We start from the raw sequence: 25657 nt of genomic DNA, 5'->3' as shown, positions 1-25657 counted from the left end.
AGCGGCGTCAGGCATGACGTCCATCCTCGCCGCGCCCTTTCCTGACTGGCTTCACGCGTCGGAGGGCAGCATGACCAAGATCACCGATGAAATGAAGTTGGAAGCCACCCGCAACTCTAAATGTGGCGATTACCGATACCGGCTTGAGCGTCGATGGGATGCAGACCTGCCGGCAGTTGCGTTCATCATGCTCAACCCTTCGACCGCAGACGCCGACGTTGACGACCCGACTATCCGCCGATGCGTCGGTTTCGCCAAGTCGTGGGGCTTCGGAGCACTGATAGTCGGAAATCTTTTCGCCCTGCGGTCCACCGATCCCAAGGCACTCTACAGTCACCCAGACCCTGTTGGACCAGACAACGACCGGCAATTGCTTGCAATAGCGCAGAGCGCGCGGAAGATCATTTGTGCATGGGGAACGCACGGGGTGCTTCATGACCGTGGCAGGGAAGTCGCCGAACATTTCGAGTTCTTCCCGTTAGCCGTGCTCAAGGTCACCGCAGAAGGGCATCCGGTACACCCGCTCTATGTCGCAGCAAGTACTGAGCCCAAGGAATACTTCGCGCCGAAGCCGGATGAGGTCCAGTCATGACCGCTCGCCGCGCGTCAATCATTCCGCCTGGGAGCTGGCCGCCGCGGATGACGGCCGACGTCGCCGCCGGCTATTGCGGCGAGAAACACGTCGAGGACTTCCTCGAGCGCGTCGGCACGACCTATCCGAAGCCGCGCATCGTTGACAGCACTCGGAGAAAGTTTTGGTATCGCGACGATCTGGACAAGGCCATGAACCTTGGCACGGTCACCGCAACTTCTGGATTGGGAGCAAAGTTCCGTGACAAGATCAGGGAAAAGCGGAACGGTAGCGCTGCCTAAGCACGTCCATCGCGTGACAAAACGCCGTCGCGGCGGCGCAGAGACCGTCTACACCTTCTACACGCGGTTCCGGAACACCAAGGCTGCTTGGCCATCATTCGCGCTCCGCCCTTAGAGAAGGAATTCTCAGGGCGCCTGGCCATCTGCGAAGCCCTGGACCGGGATGAGAAGGGTTTCCTGCTCGACGGCAAGCGCCTTCCTGATTCCAAAGACAAGGACTTCTGGCCGCAAGCTCAGAAAGCGCATGAGGCTTTCATCAAACGCGGGCGTGAGGGCATCAAGGATTTCAAGGCGCTCGTCGAGGCGTTTCAGAGCGACGACAATCCGAAATGGCTGGTTCTCGCCGCCTCCACGAAACGCGGATATGAGACTCCGGCGACATCATCAAAGAGATTTGGGGCGACGATCTTCCGGGCGATCTGACAACCGTTGACGCCCAGGAAGCGATCGACGAGTTCGGCGACACGCCTGCCAAGGGCAATCAATTTCGAGCATTCCTGTCCCGGCTGGTGTCGTGGGGAGTGCCTCGCGGCTATTGCACCACGAATGTCATCCAGCACACCGAGAAGATCCCCGGCGGAGAGCCTTGGGTGCCGTGGCCGAGCTGGTCATTTGAGATCCTGCTCGAGCATGCCCCGTTCCACATGCAGATGATTGCCATGTCAGCGTTCTTTACCGGGCAGCGCCAGGGCGACGTGCTCGCGATGACGAAGCCGAAGGCTGCCGAGAACACGATTGCGGTGAAGGCACAGAAAGCGGGCAAGACGGTCTGGATCCCGGTGCATTTCGCCTATCGCAAGTGGATCGATCGCGTCCCGCAGTCGGACAGCGTCATGCTCCATGCAGGCGCACGCGCCCTCTCCTACAAGTCAGCCGACGGGTTTCGGACCGAATGGCAGAAACTGATGAAGAAGGACGAATTCAAAAAGTTTCGGGAGGAACGCATCGTCTTCCACGGTTTGCGGAAAAACGCCGTCATCAATCTGTTGGAAGTTGGGTGCACCGAGAACCAGGTCGGGGCGATCTGCAACATGTCGGCGCAGATGGTTCAGCACTACGGCCGAGAGGTCGCGCTGAGGTCATTGGCGAAGGATGCAATGAAGCTTATGGAGGCTCGCTGGAGCGAGATTGAACCGGCTGCTTTCCGGAACAAGAACGGAACGTGAATTGGAAACCGTTTCCAAATTGTTGGAAACTGGCAACGTTCTAGAGAGCAGGAAAATTGGAATTTAATCAGCGTTTTCAAAGAGATATTTGGTGGGTGATCACGGGCTCGAACCGTGGACCCGCTGATTAAGAGTCAGCTGCTCTACCAACTGAGCTAATCACCCATCCGGACCGCTTCGGTGTTTGTCGCTGCGGTCTGGAGGGGCGTATAAAGGCGTTCTTTCGGCTTGTCTAGCGTCCTTTTTAAAATTCTTTGGAAAAAATTTCAGAGGGGCAGAAAACGGGGTTTTTCCACAGGGGTCTGCGCCCCTTCCCGCCAATCGCGCTCCGGGCGCGCACGTTAAGTCTCTGAAACAACACGCCGTCGTTTCCACTGCATGGCTTCGGATTCGGCATCCGCGGCGAATGCATGCGCGCAAAAGCGGGCCACGGCTTCGGGACAATGACACGCATGGGAGCAAGGTTCCAAGGCGCGCCGTATTTGGCTGCTCCTGCGCAGCGCGCTTAAAGCAAAAGCTCGCCGACCGCGATCTTCACCGCATGGCCGCCGATGCGCGCCGAGTTGATCTGGCCGCCCGTCACGTCGAGATGCAGGTGGATGAAGGACGGCCGGCCCATCTCCACCCCCTGCTCGATCAGGAACGGGTGATGGCCGTCGACCAGCTGGTCGAAATGGTGGATGGCGCCGGAGAGAGCGGCGGCGGCCGCACCGGTTGCCGGATCCTCGGCAATGCCCATCTCGGGCCGAAACATGCGGGTGTGGAACCGCGCCGTGTGGTTGATGCCGCCGCGACAATAGAGGTAGGCGGACGCCAGGCGTCCTTCGGCAAGCGGCGCCAGTTGCTCCCAGCGCTGCGGGTCGAACTCGACGGTAGCGGCGGCAGTGACATCATGCATCGGCACCATGACGAAGGGAACGCCGGCGCTCCAGAACGACGGCACATGATTCTCGAAGCCGATCTGCGACGCCTTGAGGCTCAGCGCGTCGGCAAGCGCCTGCTTATCGAAGCGGGCGTCGAGCCGGGTGGATTTGCGCGGCAGGTCGAATTCGGCAAAGCTCGCCTCGCCCGGCTTGATGCGCACGGCACAGCGCACCGGCCCTACCTTCTCCTCCAGCACCTGCACGAGATCGGCGCCGTCCTCAGCCGCGCCGTGCGCTGCTTCGGCGATCGCCACCGCGGCGCCGACGGTCGGATGCCCGGCAAAGGGAAGCTCGCGTCCCGGCGTGAAGATGCGCAGCCGCGCCGTATGCGCCGCTCCGCCCGGCCGGCGGATGAACACCGTCTCCGAAAGGTTGAATTCCTGCGCGATCGTCTGCATCGCCTGATCGTCGAGTGCATCCGCCCCGAAGACGACGGCCAGCGGGTTGCCCTCCAGCCGGTTCCGCGTGAAGACATCGTAGATCGCGTAGCTGAGCGGCATTTATTTCCCCTTGCGAATATAGCTCGGCCACGAACTTGCAATGTCATCGCCCGGGCGGCAAGCGTAAAAACGCCGCCACGCACCGGGCTCACCGCGATCGGGATCCCCCCTCCGTATCGTGCCGAAGATAGCCCGAAAACGTTGGCGCCATTGGCTTCCCAAGCACGCGTCGGAGCCGCAATTGTGCGACCACGCCCCCTGCCGGTGCCGGGAAAGTGATCACTGCAGCCGACAAGGCTCGACCACCCGGCCGATTTGGTGTTGATCTGATACCAACCTGCGCTGGTATTGACCTCTTGCGCCGGAGCGATTTTGGTTTCCGGCAAGGAGAAAACCGCAATCGGACCCATGTGGTCCGGTGAGGATTGTCGACGCGGTCCGGAGGCCAAAAGCGCCCGGCCCTTCGGGTGGGCCGTCTGTCGGCCACCGGCAGAGTCGCAATCCTCGACCAGTGCCAAGGCATCGCTCTGCGGTATGCTCCTCGCCGGACGACCGCAGACGGACCACGCAAGAGGTCAATACCAGCGCAGGTTGGTATTAAGCCTGTCGGCCGAAAGTGTGCCGCGGTTTCGGGATCACCACACGCATGAAGCACGGAGCAAAAGCACAAGGCATGAAACCGACCTTGGACAACGTCGTCTAATACCAACCTGCGCTGATATTGACCTCTTGCGCCGGAGCGATTTTGGTTTCCGGCAAGGAGACAACCGCAACCGGACCATTTGGTCCGGTGAGGATTATCGACGCCGTCCGGAGGCCAAAAGCGCCCGGCCCTTCGGGTGGTCCGTCTGTCGGCCACCGGCAGCGTCGCAATCCTCGACCGATGCTACTGCATAATTCCTTAAACCGGATCCGATTTAAGGATAAAATTATGCAGCAAGTTTAAAGCGTTACAGCGTCCTTTGCGCGTCATATTTGACGCGCGGCGCTGTAAGGCATCGCTCTGCGGTATGCTCCTCGCCGGATGACCGCATACGGTCCCACGCAAGAGGTCAATATCAGCGCAGGTTGGTATAACCCATGCGGCGGCGAGCAGATGACAGGACGATCTGGTGGGCCTTGGCGCTCGCGCTGGCACTGCACGCCCTCGCCTTCACGGCATTCTCGCGCCTGCCGCCCAAGCTGATGCCCCTGCCCGGCGCCGAAGACAGCATCGATGTCGAGATCCTGGCGCCAATGCCGGAAAGGCCGAAGCAAGCCCCACCCACCGCCGAAGCAAGCCTGCCGGCGACCGAACCGCAGCACGAGGGCACGACGCGCTCAGAGACGCCCGGCGGGCACGGCGTCGCCAACACGCCCGTGCCGCAGCCACCGGGCATTGTGCACGCCGAAAAACTCTATTCCGCCAGCATCCTCGCTTCGCCCCGCAGCCGGCAGGCGCGAAAGGGTCTGGCACAGCTCGCACCCGAAGAGCGCGTCGTGCAACTGTGCAATCTGGAGGCGATGGAGCAGGTCCACCGCTGGAAGGCCTACTTCGATCCGGATTTCCTCGTCGCCTACGCCCTATCGGGTGTGAAGCTGTCGGGCGAGACGCTGAAGGCCAATGGGGCTGCATTTCGCAGCAAGCGGCAATGGTGGCGCATCGCCTATTCCTGCTCGGTCGCGCCGGATCGCAAAGCGGTCGTCGGCTTCGATTTCAGGGTTGGCGACGCGATCCCGCGCGAGCAATGGCAGGACCTCGGGCTTCCCATCGCCGACGCCGCCGCGGACTGACGGTCGCGAACCTGCAACGCTCCAGCACGTGTGGCGCCCGGCGCCAAACCGTTATGGCGCCGTGCGCCAAACTGGAGCACACGAAGATGCTGCAATGCATCAAATATGCCGTGTAATTCCTTGAATCGATTCAAGCATTTACACCACTGGTACCGAACCCGGGAACCGGATCAGCCGTCGCGTCGCTCGTCAGGTCCCGCCGCTTCCGTGGTGCAAATGCCAGCTTCACAGCCGCATCGCGATCACTTTTAGCGCCCGCCTGATCACTTGGGTACGCAGCAAGCAAACGCGCTTCATTGACACATACCGACCGTATGGTATGTTAAACCATGCCCAGACCAACCAAACAATCGCCCGAACGCGGCAGCGCACGGACCCGGCTGCTCGATGCGGCGCGCGACATCATCCGCGCCAAGGGCTTCGCCGCCACCAGCGTCGACGACCTCTGCCGCGCTGCCGACGTCACCAAGGGCGCGTTCTTCCACCATTTCGGCAGCAAGGATGCGCTTGGCGTAGCGGCGGCCTATTACTGGGCAGAAACGACGACCGCCTTTTTTGCAGCCGCGCCCTATCACGCGCCGGCCGACCCGCTCGATCGCATCCTCGCCTATGTCGCCTTCCGCAAGGCGATCATCATGGGCGAAATCGCCGAGTTCACCTGTCTGGTCGGCACCCTGGCGCAGGAGGTCTATGCCAGCGCGCCCGACATTCGCGATGCCTGCGGCCGCAGCATTTTTGGCCATACCGCCACGCTGGAGGCCGATATCGAGGCCGCGCGCCGCGACCGCGGCATCATCAGTGACTGGACGGCCGAGAGCCTTGCCCGGCACACGCAGGCCGTCATCCAGGGCGGCTTCGTGCTCGCCAAGGCCGGCAACGATCCCGAGCTTGCCCGCGAAAGCCTCGACCATCTCGACCGCTATATCCGACACCTGTTCCACGTCACTGAGGAGGATGCGAAATGAGCGATACGACCCATATCGGATGCGCCTGCGGACAGACACGGCTCAAGGTGCAGGGAGCGCCGATCCTCGTGTCCGAGTGCCTGTGCGACAGCTGCCGGGCGGCTGCCGCCCGTCTCGCGGCCCTCCCCGGCGCCCGCAACATCCTGACGTCCTACGAAGCGACCCCCAGCGCGGAGTACCGCAAGGACCGGATCACGATCGTCTCGGGCGAGGAAAACCTCAGCGAATTCCGGCTGTCGGCCGACGCCGGCTCCCGCCGGGTCATCGCCACCTGCTGCAACACGCCGGTGTTCCTGGAGATGAAGGGTGCGCACTGGCTCAGCCTCTACCTGCACCTCTGGCCCAAAGAGACGCGGCCGAAGGCCGAGCTGCGCACCATGGTCGGCGACCTGCCCGATGCGTCCCGGCTGCCAAAAGACATTCCGAACCTGAAGACCCACACCATGTCCTTCTACGCCAAGCTTCTCTGGGCCTGGATCGCCATGGGCTTCCGCAATCCGAAGATCGCGATCGCACGCAAGATCGAGGCGTAACGGCGGATGGCGGGATGGCAGGGGGCCGTGCCACCCGCCCCACCCTGCCGGCATGCCTGCCGGACCTGAAATGGCGCGCCGGCGGCAGTGAACAGCTGCTTCAGCTCGCAAAAATCAATCGCGCCATGCGAGTACCGTCATGAAGACAGGCGTGCCGATCAGCACACCGCCGATGGAAAACAACGGTCCGTAAATCAGCACGCTCAGCGGGATCATGGAGAAACACGTCCCCAAACCGTCCTTCAGGCAGTTATGTGTCCCGCCCTCGAAAACACCGTAAACGGGAAGAAACAGTCCCAAGACGATCAGGCTGGAGATAAACGCCAGGATGGCGGACAGGATGAGGCGTCCGAGTGTCTTCATGCTTTACCGGTATGAGGTTTCTGGTGATCCGAGCCAACACCCACCCATTCGGCGCCATCGCGGTCGCATGCGCAGTGAAATGGCTACGCGGGAGAGTTGCATTTACCTTGCCGAAACCGCTCTCGCGATAATCTGGACTGCAATCCTGTCACAACGCCCGTCAACATCGACAAATGCCCAGAACAACAAAGCGGCTACTAGACAAGCTCAGAGAGATGGAAGCGCTGCGCGGCGTCCAACGCCTACCGTCTCGGGGGCTGTTGTCAACGTTCGCCAGGGGATTGGCCGAGTTCCTGCGGGACTATCGCCGCTTCAACTCGTTTTATCTCGGGTCGTTTTCAATCGTCGTCTATTGTGGAATCGCCAGCTACGTGGGTGCCATCGTCGGAGCGCTGTGCCAGTGGACCCCGATCTATCCCGCCGCAGCCGCCTGCCTGGGCACGACCATTCTTCGGTATTGGGTCCGAAGCGCCGAAAAGAAGCGCAACAGCCATTATCGACCGTGACGCCGCATGCTGCGCGATGTCAGGTCTTCGATCCCGACAACAGGCTGGTGATGCGGATGAGAACACCACGAAGGCAGCTTCCCGGGCCTTGATCCCGTGACGGCGGATGCTCAGGCGCGCCCGCGCGGGGACCATTGCACCGATCGCTTCGCCATGCCATGTGCGAGCGATGGACAAGACCACGACTTTCCCGAGCGCACTCGCTGGCTTTGAAATCGAAGGGCTGACCGAGGCGGATGCACCGCGGCTGATGCCGCTTTATCAGAGCTGCCAGGACTATGTGGTGCTGGAGCGCGGCCACCTGCCTGACGCCACCGTGGTGCTCGAAGAAATTCAGAGCTTTCCCCCGGGCCGAACCGAGGCCGACAAGTTCGTCTTCGGCCTGAAGTCGGCCACAGGAGACATCGTCGGCATGCTCGCCTGCGACCGCGATTACCCGAAGGAGAAATCCTGGTGGATCGCGCTTCTGCTGATCGACCCGGCCGTTCGCGGGCAAGGCGTGGCGAAAACCCTGTGCGGCGATTTTTTCGGCTGGCTGAAGACGCAAGGAGCCGACTGCGTGGAACTCGCTGTCTTCGCCGAGAACGAGGCCGGACTTCGTTTCTGGGAAGGGCAAGGCTTCACCTCGGTTCGAACCGCAGGGCCGGTCCGCATCGGGACGAAGCAGCACAGCATGCAGGTTCTGGGTCGCTCAATCTGAGCGATCCGCCGCACAATTTCTGAGATCGGAATCGATACCCCTAAAGCCCTGTAGCGTCGTTCAGCACAGCCTCAGCGCTCCCGCCGCTGGCGTACGCCTCGTCGACCTTCCACGCCGGATGCCGCCGATCCCCAGCCTCCCCCGACGCTTGACCAACTGGTTGCCGCCTTGCCACCTTTCAATCGCGGACGAGGCTGTCGATCGCGCTGGAGAGCCTCACAAGGTCTGCGGCATAAAATCCGGCAGAGTTGAGACAGTTCGTCTCCAGGAGCTTCAGTCCCTCTGCGGTGCGGCAAACATCGATTACATAGGCTGGCGAATAGCCAGGATTGATATCCACCATGCGCTGCGCAAACTCCAGCGCATCCCCGTCGATCGTCGGGCGGTAGAAGACGCGCGATCCCTCTTTGTAGAGCGAATAGGTGACAATCCGCCCGCCGACGACCCAGACACGCCATTCGTACGTGATGCGAACCGGCCGGGTCAGCATCAGCAGCGTGTCATGGCGAAGCGATCCCTGCGGGATCTCCTCTTCATCAAGCGCAAGCACCCTTCCCGCCATACGGATGATCTCACCGGTAGATTTGACGTTGCCCGGCTCCTCCTTGCTGTCGTCGACCGGGCGCAGGAACCATTCCCTTCCATCGTCAGTCAGACGCTCAGGGATGTCCCGGAGGGTCAGGAACAGCGCATCGGCTCCGTTGAGGAGGTGAGGATGCCACACCGGCTCGTGAACGAAGGGGCGCAGCTTGAACATGCCCGGCCGGTAGCGGTTTGCCTCGGCGTTCTTCCACAGTGAGTAGGAGCCGAACATGACCACCGAATCTGGATCTGCCACGATCGGTTTGGGGATAAGTTCGCCGACGAACGGCACGACCTTGTGCCATGTACAGGAGATTTTGAGCTGGTCGAGCGCCTCGGCCAGCTTCTTGGTATCTTCGAACTCCTGGAGGAGCCACTGCATTCTATTCCCCGCCTTTTACATGCGTTCATCCCTCGATGGTCCGCAGGATCACCGCTTTCCGTCAAACAGCCAGGTGAGGATCGGCAGGATGAAGGGCGGATAATTGTGCGCCCCGGGGTCCGGCCCCCAGATGGCGATCGCCTCGTCGATCTCCGGCTCGGGATCGCCGGCGATATGGGCCGCAACGCTTGCAACCAGCGCTTCGGCCGTTTCCGCCACGCGGTAGAGCCGGAACACCGTCACCGCCCGCCCCATGTGCAGCACGTGGTAGCCGGGTTCCGCGACGCCCGCGTCGAGGTCGATGCCGGTCTCCTCCAGCGCCTCGCGGCGGATATTGCCCGCGATGTCGCAGCGCCCGTCGATCACGTCGTCCGGCTCGAGCGAGCCGGAGGGGCTGTAGACCCGGGCCGGATTGGCCGTGTGCGAGCCCATGCGCACCAGGATCAGAGCCCCGTCGGAAGACACGATCACCGGCATGGCGAAGAGGTGGAAGGCGGCATTCGTGCGGGTCTTGCGCCACCACAGAAAGGTCGAATAGGGCACCACATGCCCCTCACCCACCACGCGGCCGTCTTCGATCCGGAGCGCCCGCTGCAACACCATCTGCCCGTCGAAGAGATGCGGATTGGCGGCAATCTCCGCCTGCCAGTTCGCCTGCGCCTGATCCACCTGATCCAGATGGAAGGGATGCGGGCCGTCCTTGACCCGGATATCGACGCCGGAGATCGGCAGGATTGCGCCTTCCTCGGGCCAATGGGCAAGGTTGCTTTCGAGAGCGTCCATGGTCACACGTCCAGCGTCATGGCCACGGGGCAATGGTCCGATGCCTTCGGCCGGTCCCAGCCGGTGCGCGGATAGCGCTCCACCTCCTGCCCCGGCGGAAAGATCGTGCGGAAGGGCTGGCCGCCGCGGATGATTTCCGGAATCCGGCCCTCATTGCGCCGGGCGAGCGCCGGCGACAGCCAGATATAGTCGAGCTGGCAGAGGTGTCGCTCCTGCGGCCCGCGGCTGTGAAACAGCGTCCAGCGGTCGAGCACCGGCCGGCGCAGCATCGGGTTTTCGACAAAACCGTCTGATATCAGCACGTCGAGCGCGCTTTCCTCCTCCTCGCGCGGCACGAACTCGTAGCCGTTGCGCCGGTCGCCGAGGATGTCGACCTTCTCCTGATAGTCGTTCATGTCACCGCAGATCGCGAACATCTTGTCGGCGGTGTGCCCGTGGCCGAACCGGCTTTCGATGATATGGCGCACGGCCTTGGCCTCCGCCGTGCGCACCGGCATCGTCGCCTGGCGCCCGTCGAGCCCCTCGCGCGCCGGCCCCATGGATTTGAAATGCACGACATAGAGCGCCAGCGGCCGCCCGCCGATCCGCAAATCCAGCTCCAGGCAGTCGCGCTTGAAGATCCGGTCGTTCGGCCGGTTGGTGGCAGCCAGCGCATCGTTGAAGATATCGAGATCCGCATAGGTCAGCCCCGCATGGCTCTTCACCTCGAGGCACTCGATCGGCTGGCCATCGCGCGTTTCCTCGCGCATCAGCACCGCCACGTCGATCCCGCGCGAATCATTGCCCTCGATCAGGTATTTCTGGCGATAGCCATTGCCGACCATGCGGAAGAGATAGTTGTATTCGAAGGCCTGCAGCGACGCCATGTTGTCGGCCTCCTGCAGGCAGAGGATATCCGCATCGCAATCGGCAATCGCCAACGCCGACATCTGCCGCGTATCGTCCGTATGCGCGATCGTGCGCGCCTCCTCCAGCCGCTGATACTCGGCCTCCGTCTTCACATCGAAGAGCCTCAGCACCCGGTCCTGCTTGAGCTGATTGCGAAAGCCGGAAAAGTCGAAGCGGCTCATGAGATTTTCGATATTGAAGGTGGCAAGTCGAAGGGACATCAAGCAATTCCATGACTGAATTGCCGCGGAGATTAGGCATTGAAGCGCAAATGTCGAGGGTGATTTGGCGGGGGGTGCGCGAGGACATCACTTTGCAAGAAGCCAGGGTCAATGACTTGCGTGCAGCTAGTAGTCGGGTATGTGGGACTCACGTGGCCGCGCTTCCTCATCAGCACCCACCGGAATGCGGCCTTCCTACCAATGCACTCCGGCCACTTGCCTGACGCTGCTACTAACGACAGCTTTGCGCCAGAAGCAGACGTCGGCTCCCGCTAGATGGGTGACCGATTTGGGGCCGACAGTGGAACGGCCGCTTCCTAGATGGTAGCGCTGAAAGCCGACCTTTGTATTCAGCGTAGTGGGCCGACTGCAGGGACGACGAACGGAGCGACGACCCTTACTTCACCGTGATGGCAATACCGCTGAGATCGGCGTTAACTTGCAGGCCTACCTGCTTGCCTGAGAGCTCGAGTTGGGCGCCCTTGTCATTGGTCATGACGATCACCTGGGCCCCTTTGCCGAGCGCGCCGCCACCGCCTGCCGCACCGTAGACCCCCGTCACATCTCGGGCGCGGCGAATGTGGCGAACGGTACCATGGAAATAGGTCTTAGAAGCCCCGAACGCGAGGCCGCCCGAGATGCCGCCGACAGAGATGGGATAGCGGCGACCATGGAAGGTCAGCGTGCCCTCGCCTCCAGAACCACCCACAAAGAAGGCAGCCTTGTAGACTGAGAAGCTGATCGTACCGCTGTCGGCATGCGCGGAGCCGGCAAAGCTGATTCCTGCTGCAGCGATAACCGCAGCCGCGACTGAACGAAATCTGGACGAAATCTTCATGATGCGAGTCTCCTCAAAATCGAGGCTTACCCAGCCAGGAGGGCACGTCAGCGTCATGCCAAAGTCTCAGCTGAAACAGTCTCGCCCGTCATTAGTTCCAAGCACGCGGCCAGAATCCGGCTGCGAGAAGGCCGCCACGAAACGAGGCGGATGGCAAACATAGTCTCGGTGGCAGGGCCGGTGGCAGCCAACGCTCGGCTGACTCAGGATTGCCTGCACGAAATCTAGAGCCACGAAAGCGAGGGGATGCGCAAAGCTGTAAACATTTAACAACCCACAACCTTTGACCGCGTTGCTGAGATGTGCTCGGAGGCTCGTCGCGACGCCACGTACAGCGCGGTCACAGGAGATGTCTGCTTCCGGGCAACGTCAAAATCGACTTCTACGGCCGACATGGGGGCGCAAACCACTCTTTCATTGATCCGACCGTTAATGTCCGCTTCGGGCCCGAAAGCCGACCGCCGGAATTGGATCGCCATTATACTTTCCCGGCAACCACGCCAGCGCCTAGCCTGTTGGTAAAAACTTGCAAGCGACACGAAGGATGATGGCAACGGATGGTCAGGCAAAACGCCCCACCCTACAAAATCCCCGTAATCTCCAGCTCCTGCCCACCCACAGATGCCACATCCCCGACGCCCTTGCCCATGAGGACCCCTGCCACCGGCGAAACGGAGGAGATCGACTGCCTTCGGGTCCGCCTCGTCCTCTCCGGCGATGCGGTAGGTCTGCACCCGGCCGTCGTCGCGGCTGAAGGTGACCGTGCGGCCGAAGGCGACGATGTCGGTCGAGGTCGGGGCGGCGACGAGCTGGGCCGTGTGCGCCCGTTCGGCAAGATAGCGCAGATCGCGCAAGGGCCCTGCCGCCTGCCGGAGCGGATGTCGACACCTTGGTTTGGATCTGCCGGTTGCAGAGCAAGTGCTGGCTGCCAAGCCGGCAAGAGAAATACTTGCCGTTCGTCAGCCAAAGTCTCGATATCGCTCACCAAACATCGGTTCCCTCTTCCATCCCCTCATGTATGTTTGTCGCGATCAGAATCGCTCGGGGGAACGTCTGGATGCAATACTGGCGGGGGACGAAATCGAGTTGCGGATACGCTGCTCGTTTGGGGTACGCTGCGGTGCTTCTGGCTGCCGTCGCCACGTCACCGGCACACGCCGACGAAGGCGGGCTGAGTTTCTGGCTTCCTGGCCTGCAAGGCAGCTTCGCGGCCGTGCCGACGCAACCGGGCTGGTCCTTTGCCTCCCTTTATCTTCATCTTTCGGCAGATGGCGGAGCAAACGCACGGTTTCCGCGCGGCGGCCAGATTGATGTCGGTGTCGACGGCCGCGGCAACCTCTTCGCGTTCGGCCCGACATATACCTTCGAAGAGCCGCTGTTGGGTGGACAGGCCGCCTTCAGCCTGCTTGCGATCGCAGGCCGCAGCTCCGCCTCAGTGGACGCGACGTTGACCGGTCCCGGCGGAGGAACTGTTTCGGGAAGCCGTAGCGAGGCCATCACCGGATTTGGCGATCTTTTCCCGCAGTTCTCACTCAAGTGGAACGACGGCGTCAACAACTACATGACCTATGTCACGGGCGATATCCCCGTCGGGTCCTACGACCCCGACCGGCTTGCGAACCTGGGTCTCGGTCATGCGGCCGTTGATGGCGGCGTCGGCTACACCTATCTCGATCCCGGCACTGGCCGCGAGTTTTCGATCGTCGGCGGCCTGACCTACAATTTCGAGAATCCGGATACCGACTACAAGAACGGCATCGACGGACACATCGACTGGGCCGCCTCGCAGTTTCTCAACGAACATGTGCATGTGGGTGTGGTTGGCTATGCCTTCCAACAGCTCACAGGAGACAGTGGCGCAGGCGCGACACTGGGCGACTTCAAGACGCGCGTCTTTGGCATCGGTCCGCAAGTCGGCTACAAGTTCCAGGCCAGCGACGCGGCCGACGGATACGTCAATCTCAAAGGCTATTACGAGTTCGGCGCCAAGAACCGCGCCGAAGGTTGGAACGTGTGGTTGACGCTGGCGTTCTCGCCTGCGGCCAAACGCACGGAGTGATGAGCGTTCCTGCGCACTGAACGCCCTCGATCGATCGGAGGCGACAGGAAGCGGTCTGCTCGTCCGGCAGCGATGACGACGTTGCCAGGACCGTAACTCCCGAGTCAGGCTTTCACGCGAGACGACGCTGTCGCGCCGATGGGCCGGCGCGTCGGCGTGTTACGAAATCCCCGTAATCTCCAGCTCCTGCCCGCCCACTTCGGCCACATCGCCGACGGCCTTGCCCATCAGGATCCGTGCCACCGGCGAAACGTAGGAAATCGAGCCAGCCTTCGGGTCCGCCTCGTCCTCTCCGACGATGCGATAGGTCTGCACCCGGCCGTCGTCACGGCTGAAGGTGACGGTGCTGCCGAAGGCGACGATGTCGGTCGAGGCCGGGGCGGCGACGAGCTGGGCCGTGTGCAGGCGTTCGGCGAAGTAACGCAGATCGCGCAAGGGGCCCGCCGCCTGGCGTCGGCGCTCGTTCACGTCTTCGATCGTGCTGGTCGCATCATAGGCCTCTCGCGCCTCTCGCAGTTGCAATTCCAGCGCCTTCAGGCCCGCTTCGGTGACAAGGTTGGGATGGGGCGAAACCGGGCGGTCGGGCAGCAGGGTTTCCGCCGCGGTTTCGGCACTTTCTTCCTTGGTGAAGGCAACGCTCACGATCGAACTCCGTTTAGACGCGGTCGGCTCTTACACTGCATCCGGGCGAAAGCCCACCGTCTGGCAGGCGCGCTCGGAATGACAACAGCAAACGTCGATATTGCCCCATCGCCGCGCGACGGTCACCCGGCATTCTACGACATCACCCGTTCGCCGGGGACAAGAACGGCGTCAGAAGCGTCGCGTGCCGGCGATTGATCTCATCCCGGTCTCCGCCTTGACCATGGCGATCCAGCTCCGCTGAACTCTGCTGGTGTCCGAAGAAGGCCACGACGCGCTCACCCCGCAACCGGCGGCAACATCAGCGACGCTGTCCAATTCGCGCAAACCCGGCAGCACGCGAGAGATGCTGCCGGCGCGGATAGAGTAGCGCCGCCAGCCTGGCTCCTCTCGCGCCAGACAACTCCCGTATGATCGTCCGTGGATAGTTCGAGCTCCTGACATTCTCCTGACAGAACGCTGTCAGGAGCCCCGTTGTAGTGTCATCGCCGACGTGAGGGGCGACCGCGCCCCAAGCGACACACGACCAACCAACCCGGAAAGAGTAGAGATGACAGACAATACCGAGCTAACCGCCCTGTTCGATCGCTGGGAGAAGGTGTGGCACGAGGGACAATACGATCTGGTGGCGGACTGCGTGTGCGAACACTATATCCGGCACGACGAAGGAGGCTCCCGCACGGTGGCGCGCGATGCCTATGCGGCCGAGATCGCCAAGGTCCGGCTTGAGAGGCCCGATATCCACGTCGCCGTCTATGATCACGCATTTCAGGGCAAGAGCGCCTGGTTTCGTTTTGCCTTCAAATGGACCGATGTCGCAACAGGCGAGCCCCGCAGTCGTGCAGGCATTCAATCCTACAGGGTCGAAGGCGGCAAACTCGCCGAAACGTGGCTTTCGATGCAGCCGCTCGGCTCGACATGGCCCGATGCAGTCGCGCAAGCGCGCTGGACGAGCCGCGTGATGGTCGCGTAAACCCCTTGCATGCGCCGCGCTGACCGTCTTTTCGAGATCATCCAGATACTACGCCGGAAAAAGGCGACGAGAGCGGCTGACCTTGCAGCCCTTCTGGAGGTGTCCGAACGGACGGTCTACCGCGATATCGCCGACATGGTTTCGCGTGGCGTCCCGATCGAGGGAGAAGCCGGCGTCGGGTACATCCTGCGACCCGGCTTCGATCTGCCGCCGCTGATGTTCAATGAAAACGAGATCGAGGCGCTGCTTCTGGGAACACGCATCGTTCAATCCTGGGCCGATCCGGAATTGGCGGAAGCCGCAGCCAGCGCCCTGCACAAGATCGGAGAAGTGGTACCCGACGCCCTCGGCCGGCAACTCGACCTGGTCAATCTCTGGACGCCTGTCGAACCTGCGCGCCAACCGATCAGCATCGATCAGGCTGCGTTGCGGCGCGCCATTCGGGAAAAGCGCAAGGTGCACTTCGCCTATCACGATCTCGAAGGCAGGATGAGCGAACGGCGGGTTCGCCCGCTCATCATGGCGTTTTATGGTCAGGTCTGGCTGCTTGCGGCATGGTGCGAGACGCGCGACGGCTTTCGCGTCTTCCGGATTGATCGGATGTCGGACTTCCGCGCACTGGACGAGCCCTTCACCGCAGAGCCGGGGCGAACCGCCGAAGATTTCTTGAAGCAGGATGGGAAGCCAAGTCGCAGATTATGAGAGCCTCTTCGGCGCATCAGCCGCGCCCGACGAAACTGCCGCTCGTCGACCTCGCGGCCCCCTCCTGAAACAGCCCCAAGTTTACCCTCCCCGCGCCCGATCAGGCGGCAAGCAACGGCCGCATCAGTCCCTCCAGCCAGTCGGCGAAGACCTGGAAGCGGCGGGAGAGGTGCTGGCGGTGCGGGGAAAGCAGCGCCAGCGGCATCGGCGCTGCGCAGTGGGAGGGCATGACCTCGACGAGGTCTCCCGCCTCCAGATGCGCCTTCACGTCATAGGCCGGGATCTGGATGAGGCCGAGCCCCGCCAGGCAGCAGGCGATGCTGCCCTCGGCGCTGTTGACCGTGACGCGGCCGGCCATCGCGACTGTCCGTGTCTCGCCACCCTCGATCCACTCCCACTCCTCCACCCGGCCGGTTGACGGCGATGCATAGTTGACGGCGAGATGCCGGGTGAGACCTTCAGGTCTTTGCGGCGTGCCGTATCGGGCGAGATAGCCGGGGCTTGCGACATTGACGAGCTTGAGGTTGCCGAGCGGCCGCGCGATCAGGGCAGAATCGCTGCGCGGCCCGACCCGCAGCGCGCAATCGACGCTCTCCTCGATCAGGTCCACCGCCCGGTCGGTCATGCCCAGATCGACGTCGATGCCGGGATAGCGCTCAAGGAAGGTGGCGAGTTCAGGGGCGACGATCAGCCGCCCGATCCGGCTCGGCAGGTCGACGCGCAGCCGGCCGGTCGGCCCATCCTCTCCCTGGCGAAACAGGTTTTCCGTCTCCTCGACATCGGCGATCAGCCGCATGCAGCGCACATAGAAGGCAGCACCATCCTGGGTCGGCGAGACCTTGCGGGTGGTGCGGTGCAAAAGCCGCGTCCCGACCCGGGTCTCCAGCGCCTGCACCGCCGCCGAGACCGACGAGCGCGGCATATCCAGCGTGTCGGCGGCGCGGGTGAAGCTGGCGCAATCGACGACGCGGGTGAAAATGCGAAAGAGCTCGATCCGGTCCATGATCAGCCACTCATTGTTCGGAATTCCTGACAGGTTATGTCACGGACGGCGGCTTTATAACAGGGAGACCGACGATATGCTTCGGGTGGAAAGACGGCCGCAGCGGGCGGCCCTTCAAGCACCGAAAGGGTTCTGGCCATGACCGATCACAGCATCAGGGGTAAATCCGTTCTCATCGCCGGCGGCGCGAAAAACCTCGGCGGTTTGCTGGCGCGCGATTTCGCCTCACAGGGCGCGCGCGCCGTCGCCATCCATTACAACAGCGCCGCAACCAGAACAGCCGCGGAAGAGACCGTGGCCGCGATCAAGTCGGCCGGCGCCAGCGCCTTCGCCTTTCAGGCCGACCTGACCGGCGCCGGCGCGATGGAGAAGCTCTTTGCCGATACCAAGGCCGCGCTCGGCGGCATCGATATCGCCGTCAACACCGTCGGCAAGGTGCTGAAGAAGCCGCTCGTCGACATCACCGAGGCCGAGTATGACGAGATGACCGCGGTCAATTCCAAGTCCGCCTTCTTCTTCCTGAAGGAAGCCGGCAAAAATGTGAGCGACAACGGCAAGGTCTGCACGCTGGTCACATCGCTGCTCGGCGCCTTCACGCCGTTTTACGCCGCCTATGCCGGCACCAAGGCGCCGGTCGAGCACTTCACCCGCGCCGCCGCAAAAGAATTCGGCGATCGCGGCATCTCGGTGACGGCGATCGGCCCGGGACCGATGGACACGCCCTTCTTCTATCCCGCCGAAGGCGCCGATGCGGTCGCCTATCACAAGACCGCCTCGGCACTGTCGAAATTCTCCACCACCGGCCTTACCGACATCGAGGACATCGTGCCCTTCATCCGCTTCCTCGTGTCCGACGGCTGGTGGATGACCGGCCAGACCATCCTCGTCAACGGCGGCTACACCACGAAATGACCGGCAGGGGGCGGTGCCGCTGCCGCCCGTCGACAGGACAGGAATTTCGCAATAGCCTCATAGAAGAGCCGCCCTGCTCCGCCGCCGCTGCCGGCGGCGCAGGCCGGCCGGTCGGCCTGCTGCGGTATCCATCGCCTCAGCGCTTCACGGATGGATTTCATGGCGTTTTTCCTGCCCTCGTCGCCTCGCCTGCCTGCTGCACTCCTTGCCCTTCTCCTCATGCTCCTTCAGCCGCTCTACGCCCATGCGCAGACGCCGCCTGCGCCCATCACCGTCATTCTCACCCATGGCCAGACAAGCGACGAGATCGAAAGCACATTGCGGGCCGCTGCCGCTTCCGGTCGGCCGGTCATCGTCGAATGGCGCGATGCGCCAGACGCCACACCAAAGGCGCCGACAGACGCCACCACCGCCGAGGCCGCTACCGCAACGCAGCCCCCGCTGCCCGCAGCCGACGATGCGCTCGACGGACTGACGGATCGCTTCGTCAATGGCCTGCAGATGGGCCTGAACGGCACCTCGGCGATCGCTGCGGTCATGGGCGATGTCGCGGCCAGCGTACGCGCCGAGGGGTGGTCGGTCCTGTCCGCCACCGCCGTGGCGCTGACGGCCATTCTCGCCGGGCTCGCCGCCGCCGGCCTGCTCAGCTTTGTCTTCCGCCGTCTCGTCGGCGGCCATTTCGCCATCGTCGACGTGCTGCACCGCGTCCGCGCTTCGCTGGTGCGGCTGGGTCTCGACATCATCCATCTCGTCATCTTCGCAGGCGTCGCGCATGCGACGCTTAGGCTCCTCCTCACCCCCGGCACCGCCTCGCACGAGCTGGCCCGTGCGCTGGTAACCGTCGCCGTCACCACGGCCGCCTATGCGGTCTGCGGCCGCTTTCTCTTCGCCCCGTCGCGGCCGCAGACGCGGTTGCTGCCCATCGCCCGGCCACGTTTCCATTTCGCCATGCTGGTTGCCTATGGCGCCATCGGCGCCGTCGTCGGCGCCAGCGTACGCTTCGCCAGCGAACGCGCCCTGGAGCCCGCAGCCATCGAGGGCTGGTTCCTGATCGGCGTCACCGCGCTGACACTCGTGAAGCTCTACTGGTTCATTGCCGGCCGCACCGATATCCGCAATCTCTTCGCCGGCGATGCGCCGGGTCCGGTCCGCCGCGCCATCGCCTTCGTCGTCCCGGAATTCTATGCGTTGAGCGCGCTGGTGCTCTGGCTGATGGGCTGCATCGTCGCCGGCACTCCCAACAGCCCTCAGGGGGCTTTGCCGGGGGCCCGACGCGGGCCACCCTCCCCGGCCTCCCCACCCCCGCCTCCGGCACCCCCTCGCGGGCGGGCCCCGCCGCCGACCGCCGGCGCCCGCCCGCCTCCTCGCCGCTGCACCTGGCCATCACCGGCAGCGTACAGACCGCCCTTGCCGGCGCCGTGTGGTTGATCGGGCTGCACATCATCGTCGTGCTCTGGCGGCCGATCATGACCCAGGGCGATACCACGGCTGCCGTCGGCTGGATCGTCATTCTCGAGCGCATCAGCCTCGCCGTCGTCGCCAGCTGGGTGATCTGCAGCTTCCTCTGGCGCAGTTTTGAGGCCTTCGCGCCCACCGCCCGCGTCTCCATGCCCGGCGAGACCGAGGACGAGGCGCAGATCCATCAGGCAAGCCGGCTCTCGACCATTCTGCCGCTCATTCGCAATCTCGTCTTCGGCGGCATCTTCGCCGTCACCAGCCTCATCGTGCTCTCGGCGCTCGGCATCAATATCGCGCCACTGCTTGCCGGCTTCGGCGTGCTTGGCCTGGCGCTGTCATTCGGCTCGCAGACGCTGGTAAAGGATGTGGTATCCGGCATCTTCTTCATCGCCGACGACGCATTTCGCGTCGGCGAATATGTCGACACCGGCAAGCTCAAGGGCACCGTCGAGCGCATTTCGCTCCGCTCGCTGCGCCTGCGCCACCAGAACGGCCAGATCCACACCATTCCCTATGGCCAGCTGCAGGCCGTCACCAACTACAGCCGCGACTGGAGCACAGTGAAATTCGAGCTGAAATTCGAGCGCGACGACGATCCGGAAAAGATCCGCAAGACCATCAAGAAGGTCGGCCTTGCCATGCTGGAAGACGAGGAACTCGGGCCGGAATTCCTGGTACCCTTGAAGATGCAGGGCATCCAGGATGTCACCGAAAACTCGCTGGTGGTGCGGCTGAAATTCACCGCCCGCCCGGGCAATCCGAGCATCCTGCAGCGCGAAGCAATGAAACGGCTGCTGCCGGCGCTGCGCGAGGCCGGCCTCAGCCTCGCCTCCAACGCCGTCACCGTGCGCTCCGGCCCCGGTGGACTGAGCGACGCCGAAGCGGCAGCGGCCAATGCGAGGCTCGCGACGAAGCCGATCGAACCGGAAGCGGCCGCCGAGACATAGGCACCCGGCGGCCAGACGACGCCCGCCGGCACCCACCCAGAAAAAGAGCGCTAGATCATTTCACTGTTTCGATGAAACAGTGAAATGATCTAGCTCGTTGAAGTAACGCAATTCCGGACGGAAAACCGTTTCACACTTTTCCTGGCATTGCTCTAGCCTGAAAGCCCACCCTGCCGCCGCGCCGCCTGCGGCGCATCGCGGCGATCACCATCAAACAGCGGTCCGCCCTGGCGCTCAAGTTCGCCCCGCGCGAGCGCCACCAGCGCATCTGGCTGCCCCTCGCCGGCCAACCGGAAGGCGTCGTCGAAACGCTGCGCCAGCGCGGGGTCAATGCGCTGCAGAAGCCGCGGCAGCCATTTGCCCTTGCCGGACCAATGGCCGCGCCCGAGAAGCGCCAGGTCGCAAAGCGGCTGGTGAAGTGCGGCAGCAATCGCCCGCATCTCCGCATTCGGACGCACGTCCCTCAGGTCGTCGAGCAGATCGGTGATCTGGTAGCGCAGCACGTCGCGCCGCCCGGCGCCGAGATCGCCCGGCCCGCGCGTAAGCATTGCTTTTGCCTCGACCTGCAGCGCCACGCCACGATCGACATCCCGGCCGACAACCGTCCCGCCCGCCACCATGTCGAGAAGCACAGGATAGCCGCTGGCAATATCCTGATCGACAAACCAGTTCAGCGTCTCGAAATCATGGACGAAGGCCTCCACCGGAAATCCACCGGCCGCAAAGCTCTCGCGCCAGGCATTGCTCAAGCTTTCGTGCAGCACCACCAGATCGATATCGGAAGATGGCGTGCCCTCGCCGCGCAGGATGGAGCCGGCGGCAATGGCAAACAGCGCGTCGGGGTAGCGCTCGCTCACGATCGTTTCCGCCGTGCCAACCGCCCGCACGCGCTGCTCGGCCTTTGCCTCGTCTTCGGCGAAACCCACGTGCCCGCCTCTTTCCGCGTCCGTTATGCCCGTCTCATCCATAAAGCAAAAAATCCCCCCGCGGCTGTCATCGCACGGGAGGATTTTGAACGAAAGGCAGAACGCGCCGGCGCGACCTTGACCTGGCAGCGCGCGATGCGGAACCGTTACTGCAGCGTGCGCGTCGGCGCCTGGCCGGGCTGGCCGGCGGTCGCCGCAGAGCCCGCCGGGTCGGCGGCGTTGCGCTGGCCGTCGAGGCCGGTTGCCACCACCGAGACGCGGAAGGTGCCGTCGAGCGTGCGGTCGAAGATCGAGCCGACGACGATGTCAGCCTCGTCGTAGACTTCTTCGCGAATGCGGGTGGCTGCTTCGTCGACTTCGAACAGCGTCATGTCCATGCCGCCCGAAATCGAGATCAGCACGCCCTTGGCGCCGCGCATCGACACTTCGTCGAGCAGCGGGTTGGCGATTGCCGCTTCCGCAGCCATCAGCGCGCGGCCTTCGCCGGTCGCCTCGCCGGTGCCCATCATCGCCCGGCCCATGCCCTTCATCACCGACTTCACGTCGGCAAAGTCGAGGTTGATCAGGCCCTCCTTGACGATCAGGTCGGTGATGCAGCCGACGCCGGAATAGAGCACGCGGTCGGCGATCACGAAAGCATCGGCAAAGGTGGTCTTGGCATCGGCGATGCGGAAGAGGTTCTGGTTGGGGATGACGATGACGGTATCGGCGGCCTCGCGCAGGCGCTCGACGCCCTCTTCGGCCGTCTGCATGCGGCGCTTGCCTTCAAAGCTGAACGGCTTGGTGACGACGCCGACCGTCAGGATGCCGGCCTTGCGGGCAGCTGCCGCAATCACCGGGGCCGCACCGGTGCCGGTGCCGCCGCCCATGCCGGCGGTGACGAAACACATATGCGTGCCGCCGAGGTGGTCCATGATCTCGTCGATCGATTCTTCCGCGGCCGCCCGCCCGACTTCCGGCAGCGAGCCGGCGCCGAGACCCTCGGTCACATGGGCGCCGAGTTGGATCAGCCGCGATGCCTTCGACATCGCCAGCGCCTGCGCGTCCGTGTTGGCAACGATGAAATCGACACCCTGAAGCCCTTCGGTGATCATGTTGTTGATGGCGTTACCGCCACCGCCGCCGACACCGATGACGGTGATCTTCGGGCGCATTTCGGTGATCGTGGGCTTCTTCAAATCGTTCATGGCTTTGTCTCCTAGGGCGAACGCCGCCAAAAACAACGGATCGGCGCGAATCGGGCAGCTGTTATTTTAGGAATTGAAAAAAGCCACGGAGAAGGCAAGAGAAAAGGCTAAGGCCACTTTCCACACATCATTTGTCGCTTGCCGTTCAGACGGGAATTCAGTGTGTCAATCGCGTGAACCCAAGGAAAGAAATAGGAAGCCGGATCAATGGCTTGCATAAGCCGCCCCGAACTCCGGCCATGAGCCCCAGATCAGGCCGGCAGCCGCCGTCTTCTTGCTTGGTTGGGCAGTGGCGATGCCACGTAGCGCTCGTCGCTCGCCTTTAACGGGCGCACTGAGGCGTTCGGAAACATCACGTCCAATACATTGGCGGTCCCGCAAACGGCCAGGCTTGCCCCTCACCCCGACCCTCTCCCCGCCGGCGGGGAGAGGGAGAACCGAGGGTGCGGCCCCCTCCAGTTCCCTGCACGTCCTGGCCCATTCCTACTGCCGAATGTGTCTCGGAGCGTGCCGCAAAGTCCCTTCTCCCCGCAAGCGGGGAGAAGGTCGCGGCAGCGGGATGAGGGGCGGATTGCATGGGTTGCCGCAAGCGATCGCGGTGCCTACGGTGGCGGCTCCGCCTCCTAACGCCAATCTCCTACCTAAGCCTCAAAACTCGACCGCGCCCGCACCCGCTCCAGCCAGCGCTGGACATGGGCGAGATCATCAGGCACTTCCATGCCGAAGACGTCGCCGAGCCAGGCGCAGACGCCGGCGGTGATATCGGCGATCGAGAATTCCTCGCCGGCAAGGAACGGCCGTCCGTCAGCAAGCTCCCGGTCGAGCCAGGCCCATTTCTTCGGCACCGCCTGCCGCTCGGTCTCTGCAAAGGCCGGAAATTGCGTCAGCCTCTCCCTAAAGAAGGCATCGGAATGCAGCGCGACATTGCCGATCGTGCCGAAGATCACCAGTTCGGCGCGCCGGTTCCACATCTCCACCTTGGCGCGGCTGACGGCGTCGCTGCCGAAAAGCTGCGGCTCGCGCTGCGTCTCCTCGAGATAGCGGCAGATAGCGACGCTCTCGGTGATGATGGTGCCATCATCCAGCTCCAGCACCGGGATCTGGCCAAGCGAGTTGAGCGCCAGGAACGCCGGCGCCCTGTGCTCCGCCTTGGCGAAATCGACGTCGACCATCGGTATTTCGATGCCCTTCTCCGCCATGAATATGCGCACCCGGTACGAATTCGGTCCCATGCCCTGATAGAGTTTCATCGCTTCCTCCTGTCGCTGAGGCCAGCCGCCTCGTCTCCCCAACCGCATCTAAGCGGAACACCAGTTGTTTATAGCAACTGGTTTTATTTAACTCAATGGTTCATTTCGCCGTGCTCGAATTTTCGCGAACCACCCCTCAATGCGCGTTTCGCAGAGACGTGGTTGAAAGCCGTCACCAGCCGCGCTTGGCTGCTTCAAACAGGAGCCCGCCATGTCCGCACGCTCGATCCTCTGCAGCCTCGCCCTCCTCCTTGCCGCCGGCCAGGCAACAGCGGCCCTTGCGCCGAACTATCAGCGTTGGAGTAATCTGTGGTCGCTTTCCCGGTATCACCACGGGCGCAAATTCAGTCTTGAAATCTACGCCCGCGACCATGGTTTGCTTGAGATGTTGCCGAACTGGTGCAGAGATCGCGACCTTAGGCTGGTAGCGTTTCGCTAGTAGCCGCGTCCTCCGATGCAGGCTTCTTTGCCTCGCGCAGCTTCAAAACAATGTCGCAAAGAGGGATGAACACGCGGCCAACAGCCGTGGGATACACCCAAGCAAAAACGAAACTCAGCAGCGCAGGGTTGCTACCATGAAGCGCTCCGGAAAGATCATTGCCAATATTTTCCACATCGAAAGGATTCTTGATGCTCGCGGCGGCATGGAACAAAAACGCGGCGCCGATCAAAGTCCAGATGTTCCACGAGGTGTCGAATACGGACTTGATGATTGTTCGCTGATCTTTCGATTTGATGCCGTAAAGCCAGGCAAAAATTAACCCCGGAACCAACGTCAGAACGTAAGGGGTGGTGGTGCCAAAAATGCCGTAGAACCATTCCGCCAACAGCCACGCGAATAGCGACACGATGACTAGGCACACGGCCGTAATCACCCATGTAGGCTGGAGGTTTTCGATATTAGAATTCAGGATTTTTTTTACATCTGCCATTTGCCCACTCCATTCAGGTACAACGCTGAATAGGGGGTAGATAGTCGACATTTCCTCAATGCGATCGGTGGCCTTTTAACGGAAAATCCAATTTTGGTTCAGCGAAGACCCGGGCGGAATTTTGTACCCCCGATATTATTCTTGTACCCCCCGAAAATCTGAGACCTTTTCGCAGGATGGAGTTCGCTTCGGTCTGCCATCCATCGCCCTTCGCTTTCAACGCATCCAGGACATCGCGATAGAGCCGTATCTTCACCGCCGTCTTCCCAGTTGAAGTGCGGCCGCGGCGCTTTTGTTTCGGATCATGGGGGATGGCAGACGAAGGAGTTACTGCGGGCTCAACGTGAGCTTATGGAACGCTTCCTGGGAAGTTGGTGGTTTGCCTTCGATGCGATCAATTGGCTTCATTTGGCGAGTTCGGCGAGTGTCCAATCAAAGCGGGCGAAAACGTCTTCGGCCGCCTTCACCGAGATGTCATAGGTTTCATCGCCACTGACTGCCGCAGGCCGTTGCCCCTGCTTCACGACAACCGTTTGCGGCCGCAGATCAGCAACTGGTGGCGACAAGCTCTCGGGGTTCTCCGAAGCGGCACCCCTTCCCTGGCTCAGCACGGTGCCGGACAAGCCAGCCTTCTTCGTAACAACAAAGCGCCCCGTCGCGGCATCTCTGCCGATACTGACTTTGCCCGTTGTATTCCTGACACTCTTAGCCATGCATTGGATATAGCACC

At 62.6% G+C, this 25657-nt stretch carries 31 protein-coding genes, 1 tRNA gene and 1 pseudogene; 16 read left to right on the top strand and 17 right to left on the bottom strand.

Annotation, left to right across the window (positions count from 1 at the left end):
* The first annotated feature begins 70 nt into the window (after positions 1–70).
* The 4 genes from AC244_RS29090 to AC244_RS38370 all read left to right on the top strand — a co-directional run bounded on the left by AC244_RS29090 (position 71) and on the right by AC244_RS38370 (position 2039).
* A complete protein-coding gene (locus AC244_RS29090; RefSeq protein ID WP_053252330.1) occupies positions 71–592 on the top strand; it encodes a DUF1643 domain-containing protein in 522 nt (173 codons plus the stop codon).
* A gap of 47 nt (positions 593–639) precedes the next feature.
* Positions 640–873 (top strand): hypothetical protein, encoded by a 234-nt coding sequence (locus tag AC244_RS29085; RefSeq protein WP_053252329.1) that lies wholly within the window; start codon positions 640–642, stop codon positions 871–873.
* An 87-nt stretch (positions 874–960) separates the two neighbouring features.
* The gene (locus AC244_RS38375; protein WP_234717061.1) at positions 961–1296 is read left to right on the top strand and encodes a hypothetical protein; all 336 of its coding nucleotides are present in this window, start codon (positions 961–963) and stop codon (positions 1294–1296) included.
* 98 nt (positions 1297–1394) lie between these two features.
* The gene (locus AC244_RS38370; protein WP_234717060.1) at positions 1395–2039 is read left to right on the top strand and encodes a tyrosine-type recombinase/integrase; all 645 of its coding nucleotides are present in this window, start codon (positions 1395–1397) and stop codon (positions 2037–2039) included.
* Positions 2040–2128: 89 nt separating this feature from the next.
* On the opposite strand, the gene AC244_RS29075 is transcribed toward AC244_RS38370, so the two are convergent.
* Both AC244_RS29075 and AC244_RS29070 read right to left on the bottom strand, forming a co-directional pair.
* Positions 2129–2204: transfer RNA gene (locus AC244_RS29075), tRNA-Lys, on the bottom strand.
* Positions 2205–2544: 340 nt separating this feature from the next.
* Complete coding sequence (locus tag AC244_RS29070; RefSeq protein WP_053252302.1) at positions 2545–3462, bottom strand: PhzF family phenazine biosynthesis protein; 918 nt, start codon at positions 3460–3462, stop codon at positions 2545–2547.
* 1059 nt (positions 3463–4521) lie between these two features.
* Here AC244_RS29070 and AC244_RS38365 point away from each other — a divergent pair.
* The 3 genes from AC244_RS38365 (at position 4522) to AC244_RS29055 (ending at position 6673) form a co-directional block, all read left to right on the top strand.
* Complete coding sequence (locus tag AC244_RS38365) at positions 4522–5175, top strand: DUF930 domain-containing protein (RefSeq protein WP_234717059.1); 654 nt, start codon at positions 4522–4524, stop codon at positions 5173–5175.
* Between the two features lie 329 nt (positions 5176–5504).
* Positions 5505–6140, top strand: a complete 636-nt coding sequence (locus tag AC244_RS29060) for a TetR/AcrR family transcriptional regulator (protein ID WP_053252300.1) — start codon at positions 5505–5507, stop codon at positions 6138–6140.
* Entirely contained in the window at positions 6137–6673 is a 537-nt protein-coding gene (locus tag AC244_RS29055; RefSeq protein WP_053252299.1) for a GFA family protein, read from the top strand. Before AC244_RS29060 ends, AC244_RS29055 begins: the two co-directional genes overlap by 4 nt.
* Positions 6674–6787: 114 nt before the next feature.
* Here the strand turns inward: AC244_RS29055 and AC244_RS29050 are convergent, their stop codons facing one another.
* Positions 6788–7036: a hypothetical protein gene (locus tag AC244_RS29050; protein WP_053252298.1), complete on the bottom strand. Its 249-nt coding sequence runs from the start codon at positions 7034–7036 to the stop codon at positions 6788–6790.
* A gap of 173 nt (positions 7037–7209) precedes the next feature.
* On the opposite strand from AC244_RS29050, the gene AC244_RS29045 reads away from it, so the two are divergent.
* Entirely contained in the window at positions 7210–7542 is a 333-nt protein-coding gene (locus tag AC244_RS29045) for a hypothetical protein (RefSeq protein ID WP_152976158.1), read from the top strand.
* 169 nt (positions 7543–7711) lie between these two features.
* The gene (locus tag AC244_RS29040; RefSeq protein WP_053252296.1) at positions 7712–8242 is read left to right on the top strand and encodes a GNAT family N-acetyltransferase; all 531 of its coding nucleotides are present in this window, start codon (positions 7712–7714) and stop codon (positions 8240–8242) included.
* 178 nt (positions 8243–8420) lie between these two features.
* On the opposite strand, the gene AC244_RS29035 is transcribed toward AC244_RS29040, so the two are convergent.
* The 5 genes and pseudogenes from AC244_RS29035 to AC244_RS29010 all read right to left on the bottom strand — a co-directional run.
* On the bottom strand, positions 8421–9206 hold the full coding sequence (locus AC244_RS29035; protein WP_053252295.1) for an ATP-grasp domain-containing protein: 786 nt from the start codon (positions 9204–9206) through the stop codon (positions 8421–8423).
* A 48-nt stretch (positions 9207–9254) separates the two neighbouring features.
* Positions 9255–9989, bottom strand: coding sequence for an NUDIX hydrolase (locus AC244_RS29030; RefSeq protein WP_053252294.1), 735 nt, complete (start codon positions 9987–9989; stop codon positions 9255–9257).
* A 2-nt stretch (positions 9990–9991) separates the two neighbouring features.
* Complete coding sequence (locus AC244_RS29025) at positions 9992–11098, bottom strand: endonuclease/exonuclease/phosphatase family protein (protein ID WP_053252293.1); 1107 nt, start codon at positions 11096–11098, stop codon at positions 9992–9994.
* Between the two features lie 397 nt (positions 11099–11495).
* Entirely contained in the window at positions 11496–11936 is a 441-nt protein-coding gene (locus AC244_RS29020) for a hypothetical protein (RefSeq protein WP_053252292.1), read from the bottom strand.
* A 580-nt stretch (positions 11937–12516) separates the two neighbouring features.
* Positions 12517–12808: pseudogene (locus AC244_RS29010) on the bottom strand (GreA/GreB family elongation factor); the annotation flags it as partial.
* A gap of 248 nt (positions 12809–13056) precedes the next feature.
* On the opposite strand from AC244_RS29010, the gene AC244_RS29005 reads away from it, so the two are divergent.
* A complete protein-coding gene (locus AC244_RS29005) occupies positions 13057–13995 on the top strand; it encodes a transporter (RefSeq protein WP_234717058.1) in 939 nt (312 codons plus the stop codon).
* A 159-nt stretch (positions 13996–14154) separates the two neighbouring features.
* On the opposite strand, the gene greA is transcribed toward AC244_RS29005, so the two are convergent.
* On the bottom strand, positions 14155–14637 hold the full coding sequence (gene greA / locus AC244_RS29000; RefSeq protein ID WP_053252289.1) for a transcription elongation factor GreA: 483 nt from the start codon (positions 14635–14637) through the stop codon (positions 14155–14157).
* A 550-nt stretch (positions 14638–15187) separates the two neighbouring features.
* On the opposite strand from greA, the gene AC244_RS28995 reads away from it, so the two are divergent.
* The gene (locus tag AC244_RS28995; protein ID WP_053252288.1) at positions 15188–15610 is read left to right on the top strand and encodes an ester cyclase; all 423 of its coding nucleotides are present in this window, start codon (positions 15188–15190) and stop codon (positions 15608–15610) included.
* A 9-nt stretch (positions 15611–15619) separates the two neighbouring features.
* Positions 15620–16312 carry a helix-turn-helix transcriptional regulator gene (locus AC244_RS28990; protein ID WP_053252287.1) on the top strand — a complete coding sequence of 231 codons (693 nt, stop codon included), beginning with the start codon at positions 15620–15622 and terminating at the stop codon, positions 16310–16312.
* Between the two features lie 100 nt (positions 16313–16412).
* On the opposite strand, the gene AC244_RS28985 is transcribed toward AC244_RS28990, so the two are convergent.
* The gene (locus AC244_RS28985; RefSeq protein WP_053252286.1) at positions 16413–17315 is read right to left on the bottom strand and encodes a LysR family transcriptional regulator; all 903 of its coding nucleotides are present in this window, start codon (positions 17313–17315) and stop codon (positions 16413–16415) included.
* Positions 17316–17453: 138 nt separating this feature from the next.
* Here AC244_RS28985 and AC244_RS28980 point away from each other — a divergent pair, with 138 nt between their 5' ends.
* Positions 17454–18227: an SDR family oxidoreductase gene (locus AC244_RS28980; RefSeq protein ID WP_053252285.1), complete on the top strand. Its 774-nt coding sequence runs from the start codon at positions 17454–17456 to the stop codon at positions 18225–18227.
* Here AC244_RS28980 and AC244_RS37280 read toward each other — a convergent pair.
* Positions 18212–18388 (bottom strand): hypothetical protein, encoded by a 177-nt coding sequence (locus AC244_RS37280; protein WP_161807910.1) that lies wholly within the window; start codon positions 18386–18388, stop codon positions 18212–18214. The genes AC244_RS28980 and AC244_RS37280 overlap by 16 nt on opposite strands.
* Here AC244_RS37280 and AC244_RS28975 point away from each other — a divergent pair.
* A complete protein-coding gene (locus AC244_RS28975) occupies positions 18387–19655 on the top strand; it encodes a hypothetical protein (protein WP_053252284.1) in 1269 nt (422 codons plus the stop codon). The two genes, AC244_RS37280 and AC244_RS28975, sit on opposite strands and share 2 nt — an antisense overlap.
* On the top strand, positions 19652–20632 hold the full coding sequence (locus tag AC244_RS28970; RefSeq protein ID WP_053252283.1) for a mechanosensitive ion channel family protein: 981 nt from the start codon (positions 19652–19654) through the stop codon (positions 20630–20632). Before AC244_RS28975 ends, AC244_RS28970 begins: the two co-directional genes overlap by 4 nt.
* Positions 20633–20784: 152 nt before the next feature.
* On the opposite strand, the gene AC244_RS28965 is transcribed toward AC244_RS28970, so the two are convergent.
* The 3 genes from AC244_RS28965 to AC244_RS28955 form a co-directional block, all read right to left on the bottom strand.
* Positions 20785–21558 (bottom strand): nucleotidyltransferase domain-containing protein, encoded by a 774-nt coding sequence (locus AC244_RS28965; RefSeq protein WP_234717057.1) that lies wholly within the window; start codon positions 21556–21558, stop codon positions 20785–20787.
* Between the two features lie 146 nt (positions 21559–21704).
* Positions 21705–22745, bottom strand: a complete 1041-nt coding sequence (ftsZ, locus tag AC244_RS28960; protein WP_053252282.1) for a cell division protein FtsZ — start codon at positions 22743–22745, stop codon at positions 21705–21707.
* A gap of 641 nt (positions 22746–23386) precedes the next feature.
* On the bottom strand, positions 23387–23995 hold the full coding sequence (locus AC244_RS28955; protein ID WP_053252281.1) for a glutathione S-transferase family protein: 609 nt from the start codon (positions 23993–23995) through the stop codon (positions 23387–23389).
* 211 nt (positions 23996–24206) lie between these two features.
* Between AC244_RS28955 and AC244_RS36845 the strand changes: the two genes are divergently transcribed.
* Positions 24207–24434 carry a hypothetical protein gene (locus tag AC244_RS36845; protein ID WP_152976156.1) on the top strand — a complete coding sequence of 76 codons (228 nt, stop codon included), beginning with the start codon at positions 24207–24209 and terminating at the stop codon, positions 24432–24434.
* On the opposite strand, the gene AC244_RS28950 is transcribed toward AC244_RS36845, so the two are convergent.
* The 3 genes from AC244_RS28950 to AC244_RS28945 form a co-directional block, all read right to left on the bottom strand.
* Positions 24412–24927 (bottom strand): hypothetical protein, encoded by a 516-nt coding sequence (locus tag AC244_RS28950; protein ID WP_152976155.1) that lies wholly within the window; start codon positions 24925–24927, stop codon positions 24412–24414. The genes AC244_RS36845 and AC244_RS28950 overlap by 23 nt on opposite strands.
* Positions 24928–24982: 55 nt before the next feature.
* Entirely contained in the window at positions 24983–25240 is a 258-nt protein-coding gene (locus tag AC244_RS38950) for a BrnA antitoxin family protein (RefSeq protein ID WP_082367237.1), read from the bottom strand.
* Between the two features lie 91 nt (positions 25241–25331).
* On the bottom strand, positions 25332–25640 hold the full coding sequence (locus tag AC244_RS28945) for a hypothetical protein (protein WP_053252279.1): 309 nt from the start codon (positions 25638–25640) through the stop codon (positions 25332–25334).
* Positions 25641–25657: the final 17 nt, after the last annotated feature.

Source organism: Ensifer adhaerens, assembly GCF_001270265.1.
GTDB classification, from domain to species: Bacteria; Pseudomonadota; Alphaproteobacteria; order Rhizobiales; family Rhizobiaceae; genus Ensifer; species Ensifer adhaerens_B.
Note: the sequence above shows the minus strand (reverse complement) of the source record. Positions and strands in the feature narration are given on the sequence as shown.

Bases quoted from the DNA above. Each gene is read 5' to 3' on its own strand.
- AC244_RS29090 (WP_053252330.1), top strand. From the start codon at position 71: ATGACCAAGATCACCGATGAAATGAAGTTGGAAGCCACCCGCAACTCT.
- AC244_RS29085 (WP_053252329.1), top strand. From the start codon at position 640: ATGACGGCCGACGTCGCCGCCGGCTATTGCGGCGAGAAACACGTCGAG.
- AC244_RS29070 (WP_053252302.1), bottom strand. From the start codon at position 3,462: ATGCCGCTCAGCTACGCGATCTACGATGTCTTCACGCGGAACCGGCTG.
- AC244_RS29060 (WP_053252300.1), top strand. From the start codon at position 5,505: ATGCCCAGACCAACCAAACAATCGCCCGAACGCGGCAGCGCACGGACC.
- AC244_RS29055 (WP_053252299.1), top strand. From the start codon at position 6,137: ATGAGCGATACGACCCATATCGGATGCGCCTGCGGACAGACACGGCTC.
- AC244_RS29050 (WP_053252298.1), bottom strand. From the start codon at position 7,036: ATGAAGACACTCGGACGCCTCATCCTGTCCGCCATCCTGGCGTTTATC.
- AC244_RS29045 (WP_152976158.1), top strand. From the start codon at position 7,210: ATGCCCAGAACAACAAAGCGGCTACTAGACAAGCTCAGAGAGATGGAA.
- AC244_RS29040 (WP_053252296.1), top strand. From the start codon at position 7,712: ATGGACAAGACCACGACTTTCCCGAGCGCACTCGCTGGCTTTGAAATC.
- AC244_RS29035 (WP_053252295.1), bottom strand. From the start codon at position 9,206: ATGCAGTGGCTCCTCCAGGAGTTCGAAGATACCAAGAAGCTGGCCGAG.
- AC244_RS29030 (WP_053252294.1), bottom strand. From the start codon at position 9,989: ATGGACGCTCTCGAAAGCAACCTTGCCCATTGGCCCGAGGAAGGCGCA.
- AC244_RS29025 (WP_053252293.1), bottom strand. From the start codon at position 11,098: ATGTCCCTTCGACTTGCCACCTTCAATATCGAAAATCTCATGAGCCGC.
- AC244_RS29020 (WP_053252292.1), bottom strand. From the start codon at position 11,936: ATGAAGATTTCGTCCAGATTTCGTTCAGTCGCGGCTGCGGTTATCGCT.
- AC244_RS28995 (WP_053252288.1), top strand. From the start codon at position 15,188: ATGACAGACAATACCGAGCTAACCGCCCTGTTCGATCGCTGGGAGAAG.
- AC244_RS28990 (WP_053252287.1), top strand. From the start codon at position 15,620: ATGCGCCGCGCTGACCGTCTTTTCGAGATCATCCAGATACTACGCCGG.
- AC244_RS28985 (WP_053252286.1), bottom strand. From the start codon at position 17,315: ATGGACCGGATCGAGCTCTTTCGCATTTTCACCCGCGTCGTCGATTGC.
- AC244_RS28980 (WP_053252285.1), top strand. From the start codon at position 17,454: ATGACCGATCACAGCATCAGGGGTAAATCCGTTCTCATCGCCGGCGGC.
- AC244_RS28975 (WP_053252284.1), top strand. From the start codon at position 18,387: ATGGCGTTTTTCCTGCCCTCGTCGCCTCGCCTGCCTGCTGCACTCCTT.
- AC244_RS37280 (WP_161807910.1), bottom strand. From the start codon at position 18,388: ATGAAATCCATCCGTGAAGCGCTGAGGCGATGGATACCGCAGCAGGCC.
- ftsZ (WP_053252282.1), bottom strand. From the start codon at position 22,745: ATGAACGATTTGAAGAAGCCCACGATCACCGAAATGCGCCCGAAGATC.
- AC244_RS28955 (WP_053252281.1), bottom strand. From the start codon at position 23,995: ATGAAACTCTATCAGGGCATGGGACCGAATTCGTACCGGGTGCGCATA.
- AC244_RS36845 (WP_152976156.1), top strand. From the start codon at position 24,207: ATGTCCGCACGCTCGATCCTCTGCAGCCTCGCCCTCCTCCTTGCCGCC.
- AC244_RS28950 (WP_152976155.1), bottom strand. From the start codon at position 24,927: ATGGCAGATGTAAAAAAAATCCTGAATTCTAATATCGAAAACCTCCAG.
- AC244_RS28945 (WP_053252279.1), bottom strand. From the start codon at position 25,640: ATGGCTAAGAGTGTCAGGAATACAACGGGCAAAGTCAGTATCGGCAGA.